Genomic DNA, 16,784 nt, shown 5'->3' with positions numbered 1-16,784 from the left:
GAGAAATACTGACACGATTGACGATGTTCACGATGTCGCGGCAAGCAGTGAAAGCAACAATTCCGCCCGCACCCGCGCCGACGTCAGATCGACCGACAGTAATTCTTCGCATCGGGTGATCCGGTTTCGCAGCGTGTGGCGATGAACGGACAGGTTCGCCGCAGCGGTCTCCCAATGCCCGTTCGCTTCGAGGAAAGCCCGAAGCGATCCCACCAGATCGGCGGTGTGGGTGCGGTCGTACTCGGACAGCACTGCAATGGTCACGGCGGCCATCGCACGCAACGATTCCTGTACCGGTTCGGAGGCCAACAGCATCGATCCGGTGAATTCGACGATCCGATCGCCCGAGCCGGCCGCTGCGCACGCGAGCGAAGCCTGCTTCAGAGCGAGGGGAGTCTCGGTGATGGGGTGGCTGGAACTGAGCCCGACGCGCACCGACCTCGGCAGTGAATCCATCAGTCGGGCAACCACATCGGAGTCGTCGCTACCGCGGAACAACACCACCACACCGGTGTCGGTCTGCCGAGTGAACGTGGGCCGCGCCCTGGCTCGGCACTCGGCATCGATCGCCTCGACGATGCGCTCGGACGGTCCGCGGACAACTGCGACCCTGATGCGAGAGTCGTCGTCGGCGGCGTCGACGAGATAGCTCGGTAGCGCGCTGCCGTCCGGGGAGGGCAGATGGCCGTCCAGCAACAATCCGAGCGCGAGCGTGTTGAGTCGCGACTGCTCGGCGCGCAGCCGCGTGGGCTTCTCGAGTTCGAGGGTCACCAGCGACACCGCGTGCCCGAGCAGGATCTGCTCGACGCCCGTCACCGGGCCTGCGGTGCGAATGGCGAGAAAGCTCGACGCCCCGCCGGAGATGGCGACCGAATGCAGAGTGACGGTGCACCCCGGTTCGCTGACCGACACCGTGGCCGGTGCCGACGACGGGCGAATGCTGCGGGCCACGTCGCGGGCGCGTTCGACGAGATCCGCCGCGGCGGCGGGATGGAACGATTCGGTGCGATTGCCGATCAGCGCCACCGACGTGGACGTGGCGACGGCCAGTTCGCGAACGATCGCGTCGACGCCGCCGTGCAGTGCTGCCCTGGTGATGCGGGTCTGGACCGACGCCGCACGCAGAACCTGCTCGTATTCCTGCTCGGCTATGCGTTTCATGACCGCTCTGATGACGGCGGCGAACGGGATGTCGTAGGGAACCTCCACGACGGGAAGCCCGACATCCTCGGCGGTGTCGAGAATGTGACGGGGAATAGTGCTGTGGGACAACCCGACTCCGAATCCGAGACAGGAGACACCCGCGGCTGCCAAGGTCCGGACGTAGGTACCGAGGGCCGGGCCGTCGGCGTCGAAGCCGAGTCCGGTCGTGAGAATCAGTTCACCGCCCGACAGCCACGGACTGGGATCGATGAGTTCGGTCGCCTGCGCGAAGGTGATGGGAGCAGCGCTGCGCTCCGGTCCGCCGCGGTGACTCAGGCGAAGGTGTTGCTGCCTCAACAGCCAGGACATCTGCACGCTCACCGGTGAAACTGTAGCGGCAGAACTGCCGAAATGGAGTGCAATGTGCCGTCGAGGTGTACGAAATGGCGTCCGGCCGTCGCGCTCGTCGAGTCGCATACTTGCACGACAAGCCCACACGAAAGGTGCGACCCATGGCCTCGATCGAGTACCGACTTCCGCAGGAGCGCAAGATCGTCACCGCCTTCCCCGGGCCGAAGTCGGCGGCGTTGGCGCAGCGCCGCAAGGCCGTCGTCGGTGCAGGCGTGGCGTCGACGCTGCCGGTGTACGTGGCCGACGCGGACGGTGGCGTCGTGGTCGACGTGGACGGAAACTCGCTGATCGACCTCGGGGCCGGAATCGCCGTGACCACCGTGGGTGCCTCGAACCCGGCAGTTGTTGCCGCCGTGCAGGATCAGGTCGCACACTTCACCCACACGTGCTTCATGGTTGCGCCCTACGAGGGCTACATCGAGGTCGCCGAGAAGCTGGCCGAGTTGACCCCGGGCGATCACGACAAGCGCAGCGTCCTGTTCAACAGTGGTGCCGAGGCCGTCGAGAACGCCGTGAAGATCGCACGTCACGCCACCGGGCGGTCCGCTGTCGTCGTGTTCGACCACGCGTACCACGGCCGCACCAACCTGACGATGGCACTGACGTCGAAGTCGATGCCGTACAAGAGCGGATTCGGGCCGTTCGCTCCCGAGGTCTATCGAGCGCCGATGTCGTATCCGTTCCGCGAAGGTCTGAACGTCGACGGTTCTGCGCTCACCGGTGCCCAGGCTGCGGCGCGAGCGATCTCCGTCATCGACAAGCAAATCGGTGCAGGCAATCTCGCGGCCATCCTGATCGAGCCGATTCAGGGTGAGGGCGGCTTCATCGTGCCCGCAGAAGGATTTCTGCCTGCACTGGCGGATTGGGCACGTGAGAACGGCGTCGTGTTCATCGCCGACGAGGTGCAGTCCGGCTTCACTCGGACCGGGGCCTGGTTCGCCAGCGAGCACGAGGGCGTCGTACCGGATCTGATCACGATGGCGAAGGGCATCGCGGGCGGGATGCCGCTGGCCGCGGTCACCGGCCGTGCCGACCTGATCGATGCCGTGCACCCCGGTGGGCTCGGTGGCACGTACGGCGGTAACCCCGTCGCCTGCGCCGCGGCCCTGGCGTCCATCGAGCAGATGGAGACACTCGAGCTCAATGACCGAGCGCGCGACATCGAACGCATCGTGTTCGAGCGACTGAGTGCGTTGGCGTCCGAGGTCGGCATCATCGGTGAGGTGCGCGGCCGCGGAGCCATGCTTGCGCTCGAGCTCGTGCTGCCGGGTGGGCGTGAGCCCAACCCGGAGGCCACCAAAGCCGTTGCGGCGGCGGCACTCGAGGCCGGAGTGATCGTGCTGACGTGCGGCACCTACGGCAACGTCATCCGGTTGCTGCCGCCCCTGGTGATCTCCGACGAGTTGCTCGATGATGGTTTGACCGTGCTCGAAGACTCGCTTCGCACTGTGGCGCAGGGGAACTGATGGATGCTCACGATCTGATCTCCTCGCTGCCCACCGATCTCTGGCTCGGTGGTGTGCAATCGCCCTCTGCGTCGGGCGCACGATTCGCCGTGCTGAACCCGGCGACCGGCGACGAGCTGACCACAGTCGCCGACGCCACCGCGGCCGACGGCATCGCCGCGCTCGACCGTGCCGCCGAGGCGCAGCCGGGGTGGGCGGCGACGCCGACCCGCGAGCGAGCCGAGATTCTGCGGCGCGCCTTCGATCTGCTGCAGGAGCGTGCTGCCGACTTCGCTCTGCTGATGACACTCGAAATGGGAAAGTCGTTGGCGGAGAGCCACGGTGAGGTGAAGTACGGCAGCGAATTCCTACGCTGGTTCAGCGAGGAGGCCGTCCGAATCGGCGGCCGGTTCACCCCCGCCCCTGCGGGCAACGGCTCGATCCTGGTCAGCAAGTCGCCCGTCGGGCCGGTCCTGGCGATTACCCCGTGGAACTTTCCGTTGGCCATGGGCACACGCAAGATCGGCCCGGCACTCGCGGCCGGCTGCACCGTCATCGTCAAACCGGCCGAGGACACCCCGTTGACGATGCTTCTGCTCGGACAGGTGTTCGCCGACGCGGGGTTGCCCAGCGGTGTGCTGTCGATACTTCCCACCTCCGACGCCGCCTCCGTCACCGGGCCGTTGATGGACGACCCGAGACTGAGGAAGGTCACGTTCACCGGATCGACCGGAGTGGGAAAGCTGTTGGTGCGCAACGCAGCCGACCGACTGCTACGGACGTCGATGGAGCTCGGCGGCAATGCGCCGTTCATCGTGTTCGACGACGCCGACATCGACGCCGCTGTCGACGGGGCGATGCTGGCCAAGATGCGCAACGGCGGCGAGGCCTGCACGGCAGCGAATCGGCTGTACGTCGCGAACTCCGTGCGTGAGGAATTCACCGCGAAGTTGACGGCACGCATCGAGGCATTGACGGTCGGCCCTGGTGATCGAGAGGGCACCGACATCGGCCCACTGATCAACGACAAGCAGCGCCGAACGGTCACCGCACTGGTTGACGATGCGGTGGCCAAGGGTGCCCGGGTGCGCACCGGGGGCACGACGCCCGAGGGACCCGGCTTCTTCTACTCGCCCACGGTTCTCGACTCGATTCCTGCCGACGCGAATCTGTTGCAGGACGAAATCTTCGGCCCCGTGGCGGCGATCATCGGATTCGACACCGAGCCCGAGGCCATCGCTGGGGCCAACGACACCCGATACGGGTTGGTGGCGTACTTCTTCACCGAGAGCCTGGACCGCGCCCTGCGGGTGTCGGCGGCTCTGGACACCGGCATGGTCGGGGTCAATCGCGGTGCGATCTCCGACGCGGCCGCCCCGTTCGGTGGCGTCAAGGAATCGGGCTTCGGACGCGAGGGCGGGTCGGAGGGTATCGAGGAATACCTCGAGACCAAGTACATCGCGCTGCAGTAGCCGCTGCACGTAGCGCTCCACTCCGCGGCCTGTGGCGCGGGTATCGCCGATTTACGGCAGGGAGTGGAGCGTCGTATGCAGGCCGCCGGTCAGTTCTGCGCGGCGGCGATTCGATCCTCGGCCAGGCGATCGGCCGCGGCTCCCAGCAGGATGCCCTCGAAGCGGGCGATGGCGAAGATGCCGGCGACGGTATCGCGGATCTTGCCGATCGTGGCCATCACCTCGGCCGAATCCTTGCTGCGCAGTTCGCCTTCCACCTGGATCAGGCCACCGGCGTTGGCGACGTAGTCGGGTACCCAGACTATTCCGCGCGCAGCCAGCAGGGCTTCGACATCGGGTGTGAGGAGTTGATTGTTCGCCGCGCCGCACACGATGGACGCCGACAACCGGGCCACCGAGGATGCGTCGAGAGTGGCACCCATGGCGCACGGGGCGTAGACGTCGATGTCGGCACCGATGATGTCGGATCCGACGGTGACACCGGGGAAGTCCAGGGCGATGCGATCGAGGGCGGGCGCGTAGGAGTCGCTGACGATCACCTCGGCACCGGCATCGCGAAGCAGGGCGACGAGGTTGTAGCCCACTTTGCCCGCACCCTCGACGCCGACGCGCTTTCCGGTCAGATCGTCCGAGCCCCAGGTCGATTCGGCTGCGGCCAGGAGGGAGAGAAAGACTCCGAGCGCGGTTTGGGGGCCGCTGTCGCCGGTGCCGCCTGCGGTGGTGTTCTTGCCGACGACGTGCGCCGTCTCTTCGGCGATGATGTCGAGATCGTCGCTGTTGGTGCCCACATCGCCTGCCGTCACGTACGTTCCGCCGAGCGACTCGACGAACCGGCCGTACGCGCCCAGCAGAGTCGGGGTCTTGATGGCGTTGGGGTTGCCGATGATCACCGCTTTACCGCCACCGAGATCGACTCCCGCGACGGCCGCCTTGTATGTCATTCCCCGGGAGAGCCGTAGTACATCGGTCAACGCATCCTGCTCGGATGCATAGGGGTAGAAGCGAGTTCCGCCGAGAGCGGGTCCCAACGCGGTGGAGTGGACCGCGATGATCGCGCGCAGCCCGGTGTCGGGATCCTGACAGAACACGACGCGTTCGTGTGCGGAGTCGCGCGGCATGTCGGGACGATCGAAGACGCCCGTCGGCACGTGGTCGGTCGGGGTGGGCGCGGCGGCGGGGTGGTCGGCAACGACGGACACAGGCGGTCTCTTTCGGTGATGAGGCGGCGATACCCGGAAATGGATGGTGTCCGGGAACATGTCCGTCGAAGGGTGCCGTGAACGTGCACGTTGGTCAACCGCCGTTGCCGAGAACGTGCATGTTGCACGGTGCGGCCCTGATCGATCTCGCGGGGATGGTCTGCCTGCTCAGCGTCGGCCGTCCTCGGCGAGCTGCTCGAGCAACGGCTTGGTGCGGTACTGGATCAACTCGCTCATCGCGATGGACATGTTGGTGCGCTCGACGCCGGGGATATCGAGGATGAGACCTGCGATGCGATACAGGTCGTCGGCGTCGACTGCGGCGATGCGAATGTGCATGTCCGCAGCGCCGGACAGTCCGAACACCTCGAGCACTTCCGGAATGGTGCGCAGGTGTTCGGTGACCGCAGCCAGGGTGTGCTGGTTGACCTGAGCTGTGACGAATGCTTGCAGCGGGCGGCCGAGAGATTTCGGTGGAATGCGGTGATCGATCGGCGTGAGCGATCCCTTGTCGTCCCATCGACCGAGGCGCGCCTGCACAGTGTTGCGGGACAGCCCCAAGGTGGTGGCGAGTTCGACGCCGGTGGCTCGCGGCTTGGCGCAGAGGGCGAGGAGGAGTCGGGCGTCGGTCTTGTCCAAATCGGTCATTGCGCACTTCCTGTCGCTCGATCGTTACCCAATATTGTGCATCGTGCGCAGTTCTGAAGTCGGCACTTGTGCACTCTGGCTGTCGGTGGTGTTCTTGTGAAGGACATCACACCACGACGGAGAGTGCGACGAACATGAACACCACCTCGCTGGTACAGCTGATCAAAGAATCTGGAACGGTGGTCCGCAACGAGACCTACTCACCTCTCGTCGCGGACATCGACACGGCCGCGATGATGGAGATGTACCGCGATCTCGTGGTCGTCCGGCGCATCGACACCGAGGCGACCGCGCTACAGCGACAGGGCGAACTGGGGCTGTGGGCACCGCTGCTCGGGCAGGAAGCGGCGCAGGTCGGTTCGGCTCGAGCGCTCGACACCGAGGACTTCGTGTTCGCCAGCTACCGCGAGCACGGCGTCGCCTACTGCCGAGGCGTCGACCCCACCCGGATGCTGCGCTTCTGGCGCGGCTCGACGCTGTCCGGCTGGAACCCGTACGAGTACCGCATGACGACGCCCGCGATCATCGTCGGCTCGCAGGGATTGCACGCCACCGGATACGCGATCGGCATGCAGCTCGAGGGAGCCGAGGGTGCCGCCATCACCTACTTCGGCGACGGCGCAACCAGCCAGGGGGACATCTCCGAGGCGCTCGGCTTCGCCGCCAGTTTTCACGCACCGGTGGTGTTCTTCTGCCAGAACAATCAGTGGGCGATCTCCGAGCCGGTGACCGTGCAGACCAAGGCAACGATCGCCGCCCGCGGTGAGGGATACGGCATTCCGTCGGTCCGCGTCGACGGCAACGACGTTCTCGCCGTCCTGGCCGTCACCAGGGCAGCGCTCGCTCGCGCCCGCGAGGGCAGCGGCCCGACTCTCATCGAGGCCGTCACCTACCGCATGGGCCCGCACACCACCTCCGACGACCCGACGCGATACCGCTCGGGTGCCACCGACGACGAATGGCGCGCCAAGGATCCGATCGACCGAATCGAGAAGCTACTGAGGCGAATCGGTGTGTTCGACGACGCGTTCGCCGCCTCGGTGAAGCGGACGGCCGACGACGTCGCCGCCGAGCTTCGTCGCGGTTGCCTCGAGACCGTCGAGCCGGAAGCGATGTCGGTGTTCGACAACGTCTACGCCGATCCCCACCCCCTCCTGGACGACGAGCGCGCTCAATTCGCCTCGTACCGAGCCGGATTCGAAGGAGCTACGTCATGACCACGTTGGAACATGTTGCGCCGCAGCGGCCCACCAGTCTTCCGTTGGGCAAGGCCATCAACGCAGGTCTGCGGCGAGCGATGGAGAACGATCCGAAGGTCCTGCTGATGGGCGAGGACATCGGCAAGCTCGGCGGCGTCTTCCGCATCACCGACGGCCTGCAGAAGGACTTCGGCCCCGGCCGGGTACTCGACATGCCGCTGGCGGAGTCGGGCATCATCGGCACCGCAGTCGGACTCGCGATGCGGGGATTCCGCCCGGTGTGCGAGATCCAGTTCGACGGCTTCATCTATCCGGCGTTCGACCAGATCGTCTCGCAGGTCGCCAAACTGCACTACCGCACCAGTGGAAACGTCAAGATTCCCATGACGATTCGGGTGCCCTACGGCGGCGGAATCGGTGCCGTCGAGCATCACTCGGAGTCTCCCGAAGGCTATTTCGCGCAGACCGCAGGACTTCGCGTCGTCACGTGCAGCAACGCCGCCGACGGCTACTCCATGATTCAGCAGGCCATTGCCAGCGACGATCCGGTCCTGTTCTTCGAGCCGAAGCGTCGGTACTGGGAGAAGAGCCCGATCGACCTCGATGCCGACGCGTCGTACCCGCTGCATCGGGCGCGGGTGGTCACCGAGGGCACCGACCTCACCCTGATCGCCTACGGACCGCTCGTCGCCACTGCCCGCAAAGCTGCCGAAGTCGCTGCCCACGAGGGGGTGTCGATCGAGGTCATCGATCTTCGTTCACTCTCACCCATCGACTTCGAGACCATCGAGGCCTCGGTACGCAAGACCGGGCGTCTGGTCGTCACGCACGAGGCCCCCGTGTTCATGGGCCTCGGCTCCGAGATCGCCGCTCGGATCTCCGAACGCTGCTTCTACAACCTCGAGGCGCCGGTGCTGCGCGTCGGCGGCTTCGGTACGCCCTACCCGGCATCGAAGCTGGAGAAGTTCTATCTCCCCGACGTCGACCGGATTCTCGACGCAGTCGACCGCTGCCGCTCGCACTGACCTCGCGCTCACCGACCGCCGCCGATACGTACCGAACAGGATTCGACGATGCCCACCATCAAGAGCTTTCCGTTGCCCGACCTCGGGGAAGGACTCACCGAAGCCGATCTGCTGACCTGGCTGGTCGCGGTCGGCGACACGATCGAGTTGAACCAGAACATCGCCGAGGTCGAAACGGCCAAGGCCGCCGTCGAACTTCCGTCACCGTTCGCGGGCGTCGTTGCTGCCCTGCATGTGTCGGAGGGTGACACCGTCGAGGTCGGGGTTCCGATCATCGACATCCGAGTCGATGGAGACACCGAGGACCCCGACGTCGTCGTGGCTGACACCGATGTGGACGACGCGAGTCCTGCGGACGACAGCGAGGAACGCGTTCCGGTTCTCGTCGGTTACGGCGTGGCGAAGGAAGGGTCGAGTCGACGCGGCGGCAGGGGGACCACTCCGGTCTCTACAGCACCGGCCGGGCGGAACGGCAAACCGCTGGCTGCACCGCCGGTGCGAAAGATCGCCAAGGACAACGCCGTCGATCTTGCCGAGGTACCCCCGACCGGAGCTCGCGGCGACGTCACCCGAGACGACGTCGAGTCGTATCTGCACGGAGCCGACACTGCAGGGGAGCAGACCCCACTGCGGGTCGGCCGCGAAGAGCGGACCCCGATCAAGGGGGTGCGCAAACATACTGCAGATGCGATGGTGCGCAGTGCATTCACCGCTCCGCACGTCACCGAGTTCGTGACGGTGGACGTCACCGACACCCTGACACTGCTGGACTCGCTACGGTCCTCCGCCCACTTCGCCGACGTGCGGCTGACCCCGCTGGCGCTGGTCGCCAAGGCGGTTCTCGTTGCGCTGAAATCGAATCCCTCGCTCAATTCCTCGTGGGACGAGGCTGCTCAGGAGATCGTCACCAAGCACTACGTCAACCTCGGCATCGCTGCAGCAACCCCGCGCGGATTGATGGTGCCCAACATCAAGGATGCGCACGAACTGTCCCTGGTGGACATCGCCCGCGCACTGGCTGAGCTGACGCGAACGGCCAAGGAGGGCAAGAGCAGTCCCGCCGACCTGGCGGACGGCACGATCACGATCACCAACGTCGGAGTGTTCGGAGTGGACGCAGGCACTCCCATTCTCAACCCCGGCGAGGCTGCCATCCTGTGCTTCGGTTCGATCCGCCGCATGCCGTGGGAGCACGAGGGCGAGATCGCATTGCGGTCCGTGACGACACTGTCGCTCTCGTTCGATCATCGCCTCGTCGACGGCCAGCAAGGTTCGCAGTTCCTGGCCCTCGTCGGCCGGTTGCTGAGCACTCCGATGGATATGATCGCCCTGAGCTGATTCCTCAGCTCGGCTCGACGCAGACAGCTCGATGGAGACAAAGGTGCGAGTGTGGCCGAGGCGATCGACGAGTACTTCCTGAAGCAGGTTCGGTCGGCTCGGAACGGAGATTCGGCCGTTGCCGATCCGGACCGACTGCTCCGGTACTTCGACGCGCAACTCGCGAGCCGGCATCTCGACTTCGCCGCGCGCTGGTTGCAATCAGCTGGCTTCGGCTACTACACCATCGGCTCGTCCGGGCACGAGGCCAACGCAGCCGTCGGTGCCGCGACCACGGTCACCGACCCGGCGCTGCTGCACTACCGATCCGGTGGTTTCTACGCGGCACGCGCACAACAGTATTCGGACGCGACCCCGATCCGGGATGTGCTGGCGAGTCTGGTCGCCTCGACTGGCGATCCGATGTCCGGCGGACGGCACAAGGTGTTCGGGCATCCGGATCTGGGGATCGTTCCGCAGACATCGACCATCGGCTCGCAGGTACCGCGCGCAGTCGGTCTGGCGTTCGCACTGGGCCGGGCGAAGGCTCTGCGGCATAGCACTCCATGGCCCGAGGACGCCATCGTCGTGTGCAGCTTCGGCGACGCCTCGGCCAACCACTCGACGACGGTGGGGGCGCTCAACTCGGCGGCCTACTGCGCGCACCAATCCGTTCCGATGCCCATCCTGTTCGTCTGCGAGGACAACGGGATCGGCATCAGTACCCGATCGCCGCGAGGGTGGATAGCGCAGTCGCTCGGCAGATTTCCTTCGATCGAGTACGTGCGGGCCGACGGACACGATCCTGATGCATTGATGCACATCGTCGACGCCGCCGTTGCTACCGTGCGGACTCGCCGTCGACCGGTGGTCCTCCATCTCGAGACGGTGCGGCTGATGGGCCACGCCGGTTCCGATGCCGAGCTGGCCTATCGCACCAACGCAGATATTGTCGGCGACTATGCACGAGATCCGTTGCTCGCCACTGCACGTACGCTGATCGGGGCGGGAGTGCTCTCGGCAGTCGACGTCGAAGTGCGCTACGAGGCGATGCGCGAGACCGTCATGGCCGAGGCCGAGTCAATGGTCGAGTCACTTCGGACCGGGGCGTCGTCGCGCCTGGCCACCGCGGACGCGGTGATGGCTCCGCTGACCGAACGGCGACCCGTTGCCGTGGCCGCCACCGAGCAGAGCCTGCGGCCTGCACCGGGCGGGCCGCATCTGACGCTCGCCGCCATGATCAACAGGACCCTCACCGACATCATGGCAGCGCGACCGGACGTCCTCGTGTTCGGGGAGGACGTGGCCGTCAAGGGCGGCGTCTACGGCGTCACGAAGGGTCTACGCAAGAAGTTCGGTGCAGCACGGGTTTTCGATACTCTGCTCGACGAGCAGACGGTGCTCGGCACCGCCCTCGGTGCTGCGCTCGCCGGGTTCGTTCCGATACCCGAAATTCAGTATCTGGCGTACCTGCACAATGCGGAGGATCAGTTGCGCGGCGAGGCCGCGTCGCTCGAGTTCTTCTCCGATTCGCAGTTCGCCAACGGGATGGTCGTGCGTATCGCAGGCCTGGCGTATCAGCGTGGTTTCGGTGGGCACTTTCACAACGACAACGCGGTTGCGGTGCTGCGCGACATTCCCGGCATCGTCGTTGCTGTCCCGAGTTCGGCGGCGGAGGCCGCCGGTCTGCTCCGAACCTGTGTGGCATTGGCCGTCGAGGAAGGGCGGGTCTGCGTTTTTCTCGAGCCGATCGCCCTCTACCATCGCACCGACCTGGACGACGGCGACGGAGCGCTCCGCTGCGCCGACGAAGGTCCGGCCGAGTTCGGGACTGTCACAACGCATGGCGATGGCGTCGATCTGGCCATCGTCACGTTCGGGAACGGCGTGGTGATGAGTAGACGAGCCGCGTCCACGTTGCGCGAACGCGGGATCGGCGTGACGGTGGTCGATGTGCGATGGATCGTTCCGCTCCCGAGCGAGGATCTGTTGCACCGGCTCTCGGAATTCGATCGGGTATTGATCGCAGACGAGACCCGGCACGACGGGGGAGTCGGCGAGGGCGTCGTGACCGCTCTGGTCGAGGGAGGTTACGACGGTGCCATCGGCAGAGTATCGAGCGCGAACTCGTTCGTACCACTCGGTGCCGCGGCCGATCTGGTCCTCCTGTCCGAAGACCAGATCGTCGCTGCGGCCGTGAAGCTGATCGAAGTCGAGTGATTCAGTGAACCGGTTGGGCAGGGGCGACGGCGTCGCGATCACTGCGCGCCGGCGCCCGGATGAAGAACGACGCTGCCACCGCCACCAGTGACACGGCCCCGCCGTAGAGGAAGGCGGTGTGGATACCGGCCTCCGAACCTCCCACCTCGGTTGCGCCGTCGGCGATTCGGGCTGCCGCGGCGTTCGACATGACGGTGACGAACAGTGCGGTCCCGGCAGCGCCTGCCAACTGCTGAACCGTGCTGAAGATGGCGCTACCGTGCGAGTACAGCTGGGTCGGAAGCGATCCCAGCGACGAGGTCATGAGCGGCGTCATGATCAGCGCGAGCCCCGCCGAGAGCAGCATGTGAATGCCGATCACCAAGGGCAGCGCGGACTGCGCGTCGAGCACGGTCATCGACCACAGCGCGGCGCTCACCACCATCGCACCGGGAATGACCAACGGGCGCGGTCCGATTCGGTCGAAGACACGTCCGACGAACGGCGCGAGCAGGCCCATCAGCAGTCCACCGGGAAGCAGCATGAGTCCGGTGTCGAGGGTGTCGAGACCGCGAACGTTCTGCAGGTACATCGGTAGCAGGATCAGAGCGCCGAACAGGGCCATCATCGAGATCGCGATCATGCCGAGGCCGATGCTGAAGGTGGGGGTACGGAACGGACGCATGTCCAGCAGAGCTCCACCCTGATCTTGACGGGCGACCTGACGCAGCACGAACACCACCAGGGCAATCGCTCCCACCACCAGTGGTAGCCACACCGGTACGACCGACTCCTCGGCCGAGTGTCCGAGGCTGCTCAGGCCGTAGACGATGCCGCCGAAAGCCAACGCGGACAACACGACCGACAGGGGATCGAACGACGGCCGACCGGTCTGGGTCACGTTCTTCACCAGAGTGGTCCCGATGGCGAACGCGACGAGTGCGATCGGCAGGACGAGCCAGAACATCCAACGCCAGTTCAGCGAATCGAGGATGATTCCCGAGATGGTCGGACCGATGGCGGGGGCCACGGCGATGACGATGGAGATCACGCCCATCATCGCGCCGCGCTTGTGCGCCGGAACCACCGTGAGCACGGTGGTCATCAGCAGCGGCAACATGATCGCCGTGCCGCTGGCCTGAGTGACGCGTCCGAGCAGGAGCAGCTCGAAGCCCGGGGCAGAGGCTGCGAGCAGCGTGCCGACGGTGAACAGAGTCATCGCCGCGACGAATACCTGGCGCAACGTGAAGCGCTGGAACAGGAATCCGGTGATGGGGATGACCACTGCCATCGTCAACAGGAAACCGGTGGTGAGCCACTGCGCGGTGGTCGCCGTGATGTTCAGGTCGACCATCAGGGTCGGGAGTGCGACGCTCATGATCGTCTCGTTGAGGATCATGACGAACGCGGCAATGACGAGAATGCCGATCAGAAGTTTGCTGCCCGGCGCGAGTTCGTCGTCCGGCGCGGACTCGGATATGTGGTCGGTCTGAGGTGAGTTCATCGGAAGCTTTCGAGTATGGGTACAAGGTGCGGACAACGGACCGCCCAGATAGCTTGATTCACCATGACAGTGACTGTCAACTTGAATATTACTGGTAAGTTGACGGTGAGAACCCGAAGGAGTGACGAGGATGACGGAACGAGTGATGGATCTGCGAGAACGACGTCGCCGAGACACCCAGCTCGAGATCTCCTGCGCCGCGCTCGACCTGTTCGAGAAGCAGGGGTGCGCCGCGACGACGGTCGACGAGATCGCGCGTCGGGCAGGGGTATCGCCCAGCACGTTCTTCCGTAGCTTCGCGTCGAAGGAAGATTCCGTCCTCGGAAACGACCCCGAGCTGGACGTCGATCTGCACGCCTGGCTGGCGTCCACGGCACCGGAGAACATCACCATCACCGGAATCGAAGCACTCTACGAGCGATCCGTCGAACGATTTTCCTCCGCACCGGACGAGGTGCGTGATCGTCTCCTCCGCACCCGACGGCTGATCGGGGCCGACGCGCAACTGCGATCCGCGGCCTTCGCCCACGACGCGATGACATTGTGCCGCGTCACCGATGCGGTGGCCGAACGGCTCGGTGGTCACGAATCACGTTCCTATGCACGACTTCTGGTGGAGGGTGCCGGCATGGTCATGCGCATCGCCTTCGACGACTGGGCCGAGCGGGTCGACGGTGGACAGGACGCGGATCTACTGGACATCTACCGAACCACGGTGTGTGATCTGCGACGCGTCGTCGGTAGAGCGGCTGCGCCGCACGTGAGTGAAACTTCGTAGCAGGGGTCGAGTTTTCGTGCACGTGGCGCGAAGCGCCTCTCACCCGAAGCGCTGCGGAGCCACGTCTCCCGGCCGTAGTCCACGCTCGGTCACATCGACCGGAAGTGGTTGCCGCCGAATCAGAGACGCGCCCACTCTGGCGAGCGCCGCACACGTCTGGATTCCGTATCCGCCCTGACCGGCGCACCAGAAGAAACCTTCGACTTCTCGATCGAAGCCCACGACCGGGGTGCGATCGGGAACGAAACTGCGCAGACCCGCCCAGGACGAGCGCAGATGCCTACCCGTCAGCGTGGTCGCCCCGGCGATGTCGTCGAACGCCCGCGCGATCTCCAGCTCGTCCGGGCGCGCATCACTCGGTTCGGTGGGCGTCTCGTCCGCAGGCGAACACAACAGTTGTGCGCCTTCGGGTTTGATGTAGAACTTCTCGTCCATGTCGCTCAGCGTCGCAAGATTCGCGGTGTCGAGATTGTCGGGTGCGGCGACCATGAACACCGACCGACGCATCGGCACGAGTCCGATGGGATCGGCTCCCGCCATCGCTCCGAGAACATCCGCCCACGCGCCTGCTGCGTCGACGACGAGCGGCGCGGTGTGGACCGACCCGTCCGTGGTGTGCACGTGCCACAGTCCGTCGATGCGTCGAAGTTGCGCCACACCTGCCCCGGTGTGGACTCGCCCACCTCGATCGCGCAGCCCCCGCACGAACCCCTGATGCAACGCGTGTACGTCGACCTCCATCGAATGTGGTTCGTACAGTGCACAATCGATCAGTTCGGGACGCAGCGGCGGAAAGAGCGTCTGCGCGTCGGCCGGGGATACCAGTTGGGCGTCCGGTGTCAGTCGGCTGACGTCCGCGTACATTGCCTCCAGCGCGTCACCTCGGCCGCTGGCCGCGAACTGCAGCAGCGGACGCGGGGCGAGCAATTCGGATCGGAAGTGTTCCGGCGGGTTCGTCAGGAATTCTCGACTGGCCGTCGTCAGAGCGCGAATGGTGCTGTTGCCGTAGGTCTCCAGGAACAGTGCGGCCGAGCGGCCGGTGGTGTGGAAGGCCAGGGTCTTCTCGCGCTCGAGCAGCGTGACGCGTCGGTCGCTCGCGAGTTCGTATCCGAGCGAGACACCCCCGATTCCGCCGCCGATCACGATGACGTCGGTGGAGTTCGGATCTCGCTCGGACGTGGTCATGAATTGCTTCCGTTCGTTGTCTCTGCGGTCCACTGCGCGCCCGGTCCGATCGCCTCGTCGAAGATCAGCCAGGTTCGCGTCGACAGTATCCCGTCGAGTCCCTGCAGCTTGTCGAGGACCAGATGGCGTAGCGCCGAGGTGTCCGGAGCTCGCACCAGAACGAGTGCGTCGAAGTCGCCGCCCATGAGGCTGACGTGTTCGACGAACGGAAAGGTGCTCAGGTCGTCGGCGACGGCTCGCCAGGAATCCTGCCGAATGGACAGTGCCACATAGGCCGACGCGCCGAATCCCGCCTTCTCGTAGGCGATGCGTGCGGTGAATCCCTCGATGACACCTTCGTCGACGAGGCGGTCGACGCGCACGTAGGCGTGCGCCCGCGAGATGTGGGTGGCCTCGGCCAGGGCACGCATGGACATTCTGCCGTCACGGCTGAGCTCGGTGACGATGCGTCGGTCCACGTCGTCGAGACGGTACTCGGGTCGGTGCTGTGCCATCCGTCCACTCCAGGTCGCTCGGAAAGGGTCTGTGTAGACGAATTGTCACATCTTCCCCGACCGTGAGCCATCGATCTCCGATTCGGCTCTCGATTTGAAAGTCGGTCCATCTGGCCGCACTCTGTGTAGAACACATCGATCCGCGACGAACACGCGCAGAAGGGGTAGTCATGACCACGACCGACACGCTCGATCACGTCACGACCTCGGTCGCACGACGCGTTCGACAGGGATACGAAACAGACTTCGTGGAGTGGACCGATCGCGGGATGGATCTGGTCCGAACCTTTCCCGGATTTCTCGGTGGCGGCTGGCTGCGCAGTTCCGGTGATTCCAGCGACTACCACGTGGTCTATCGATTCGAGACACACGACGACCTCGACGCCTGGCTGCGCTCGGATGCCAGGCGCACCTGGCTCAGCACCGGCCGTCCCATCGCCGACGACGTTGCGACCCATCGACTCTCCGGTGTGGAGGGATGGTTCGAGCCGCAGTCCAACCTCACCGACGCCGTCCGGGTCATCGGTGGTCCGCCGCCGCGGTGGAAGCAGGCGATCTCGATCGGCGTGGCCTTCTACGCCGTCAGTTTGCTCGTCAACATCGTTCTCACGCCACATCTGACCGACCTGAACGTGGCTCTGCGCACCGCACTGGTGGTGATGATGTGCACACCGCTGATGGTCTACGTGGTGATGCCGTTCGTCACCGCCCGGCTACGGCGGTGGCTGGCACCGCGCTCGTAGGATCACCTTCGATAGGGTCGTA

Annotated in this window: 14 protein-coding genes; 8 read left to right on the top strand and 6 right to left on the bottom strand. The window is 65.4% G+C overall.

The annotated features are described in order from the left end of the window. Nucleotides 1-27: 27 nt before the first annotated feature. Nucleotides 28-1,524 (bottom strand): PucR family transcriptional regulator, encoded by a 1,497-nt coding sequence (locus CH256_RS20355; RefSeq protein ID WP_094670448.1) that lies wholly within the window; start codon nucleotides 1,522-1,524, stop codon nucleotides 28-30. 131 nt (nucleotides 1,525-1,655) lie between these two features. Between CH256_RS20355 and gabT the strand changes: the two genes are divergently transcribed. Both gabT and CH256_RS20345 read left to right on the top strand, forming a co-directional pair. Beyond that, entirely contained in the window at nucleotides 1,656-3,020 is a 1,365-nt protein-coding gene (gene gabT, locus CH256_RS20350; protein WP_094670468.1) for a 4-aminobutyrate--2-oxoglutarate transaminase, read from the top strand. Next, entirely contained in the window at nucleotides 3,020-4,471 is a 1,452-nt protein-coding gene (locus CH256_RS20345) for an NAD-dependent succinate-semialdehyde dehydrogenase (RefSeq protein WP_179272161.1), read from the top strand. The genes gabT and CH256_RS20345 overlap by 1 nt, the downstream gene beginning before the upstream one ends. A gap of 89 nt (nucleotides 4,472-4,560) precedes the next feature. On the opposite strand, the gene CH256_RS20340 is transcribed toward CH256_RS20345, so the two are convergent. Both CH256_RS20340 and CH256_RS20335 read right to left on the bottom strand, forming a co-directional pair. Continuing rightward, nucleotides 4,561-5,589 (bottom strand): Glu/Leu/Phe/Val family dehydrogenase, encoded by a 1,029-nt coding sequence (locus CH256_RS20340; protein WP_256989500.1) that lies wholly within the window; start codon nucleotides 5,587-5,589, stop codon nucleotides 4,561-4,563. A gap of 249 nt (nucleotides 5,590-5,838) precedes the next feature. Continuing rightward, entirely contained in the window at nucleotides 5,839-6,318 is a 480-nt protein-coding gene (locus CH256_RS20335; protein WP_068050387.1) for an Lrp/AsnC family transcriptional regulator, read from the bottom strand. Nucleotides 6,319-6,452: 134 nt separating this feature from the next. Here CH256_RS20335 and pdhA point away from each other — a divergent pair, with 134 nt between their 5' ends. Genes pdhA through CH256_RS20315 form a run of 4 tightly spaced genes read left to right on the top strand, consistent with a single transcriptional unit; the run spans nucleotide 6,453 to nucleotide 12,079 of the window. Further along, nucleotides 6,453-7,535 (top strand): pyruvate dehydrogenase (acetyl-transferring) E1 component subunit alpha, encoded by a 1,083-nt coding sequence (pdhA, locus tag CH256_RS20330; protein WP_094670445.1) that lies wholly within the window; start codon nucleotides 6,453-6,455, stop codon nucleotides 7,533-7,535. Continuing rightward, nucleotides 7,532-8,542 (top strand): alpha-ketoacid dehydrogenase subunit beta, encoded by a 1,011-nt coding sequence (locus CH256_RS20325; RefSeq protein ID WP_094670444.1) that lies wholly within the window; start codon nucleotides 7,532-7,534, stop codon nucleotides 8,540-8,542. The genes pdhA and CH256_RS20325 overlap by 4 nt, the downstream gene beginning before the upstream one ends. A 48-nt stretch (nucleotides 8,543-8,590) precedes the next feature. Next, nucleotides 8,591-9,880, top strand: coding sequence for a dihydrolipoamide acetyltransferase family protein (locus CH256_RS20320; RefSeq protein WP_094670443.1), 1,290 nt, complete (start codon nucleotides 8,591-8,593; stop codon nucleotides 9,878-9,880). A gap of 51 nt (nucleotides 9,881-9,931) precedes the next feature. Beyond that, nucleotides 9,932-12,079 carry a thiamine pyrophosphate-dependent enzyme gene (locus CH256_RS20315; RefSeq protein ID WP_094670442.1) on the top strand — a complete coding sequence of 716 codons (2,148 nt, stop codon included), beginning with the start codon at nucleotides 9,932-9,934 and terminating at the stop codon, nucleotides 12,077-12,079. Nucleotide 12,080: 1 nt separating this feature from the next. On the opposite strand, the gene CH256_RS20310 is transcribed toward CH256_RS20315, so the two are convergent. After that, nucleotides 12,081-13,562, bottom strand: a complete 1,482-nt coding sequence (locus CH256_RS20310) for an MDR family MFS transporter (protein ID WP_094670441.1) — start codon at nucleotides 13,560-13,562, stop codon at nucleotides 12,081-12,083. A gap of 130 nt (nucleotides 13,563-13,692) precedes the next feature. Between CH256_RS20310 and CH256_RS20305 the strand changes: the two genes are divergently transcribed. Further along, nucleotides 13,693-14,340 carry a TetR/AcrR family transcriptional regulator gene (locus CH256_RS20305; RefSeq protein WP_256989498.1) on the top strand — a complete coding sequence of 216 codons (648 nt, stop codon included), beginning with the start codon at nucleotides 13,693-13,695 and terminating at the stop codon, nucleotides 14,338-14,340. A 39-nt stretch (nucleotides 14,341-14,379) separates the two neighbouring features. On the opposite strand, the gene CH256_RS20300 is transcribed toward CH256_RS20305, so the two are convergent. Together CH256_RS20300 and CH256_RS20295 are read right to left on the bottom strand one after the other, a co-directional pair. Then, nucleotides 14,380-15,525 (bottom strand): NAD(P)/FAD-dependent oxidoreductase, encoded by a 1,146-nt coding sequence (locus CH256_RS20300; RefSeq protein ID WP_094670440.1) that lies wholly within the window; start codon nucleotides 15,523-15,525, stop codon nucleotides 14,380-14,382. After that, a complete protein-coding gene (locus CH256_RS20295) occupies nucleotides 15,522-16,019 on the bottom strand; it encodes an Lrp/AsnC family transcriptional regulator (RefSeq protein WP_094639065.1) in 498 nt (165 codons plus the stop codon). The genes CH256_RS20300 and CH256_RS20295 overlap by 4 nt, the downstream gene beginning before the upstream one ends. A 170-nt stretch (nucleotides 16,020-16,189) precedes the next feature. Here CH256_RS20295 and CH256_RS20290 point away from each other — a divergent pair, with 170 nt between their 5' ends. Further along, nucleotides 16,190-16,762: an antibiotic biosynthesis monooxygenase gene (locus tag CH256_RS20290; protein WP_068051636.1), complete on the top strand. Its 573-nt coding sequence runs from the start codon at nucleotides 16,190-16,192 to the stop codon at nucleotides 16,760-16,762. Nucleotides 16,763-16,784: the final 22 nt, after the last annotated feature.

It is taken from the genome of Rhodococcus sp. 05-2254-6, assembly GCF_002258565.1.
Taxonomy (GTDB): domain Bacteria; phylum Actinomycetota; class Actinomycetes; order Mycobacteriales; family Mycobacteriaceae; genus Rhodococcoides.
Note: the sequence above shows the minus strand (reverse complement) of the source record. Positions and strands in the feature narration are given on the sequence as shown.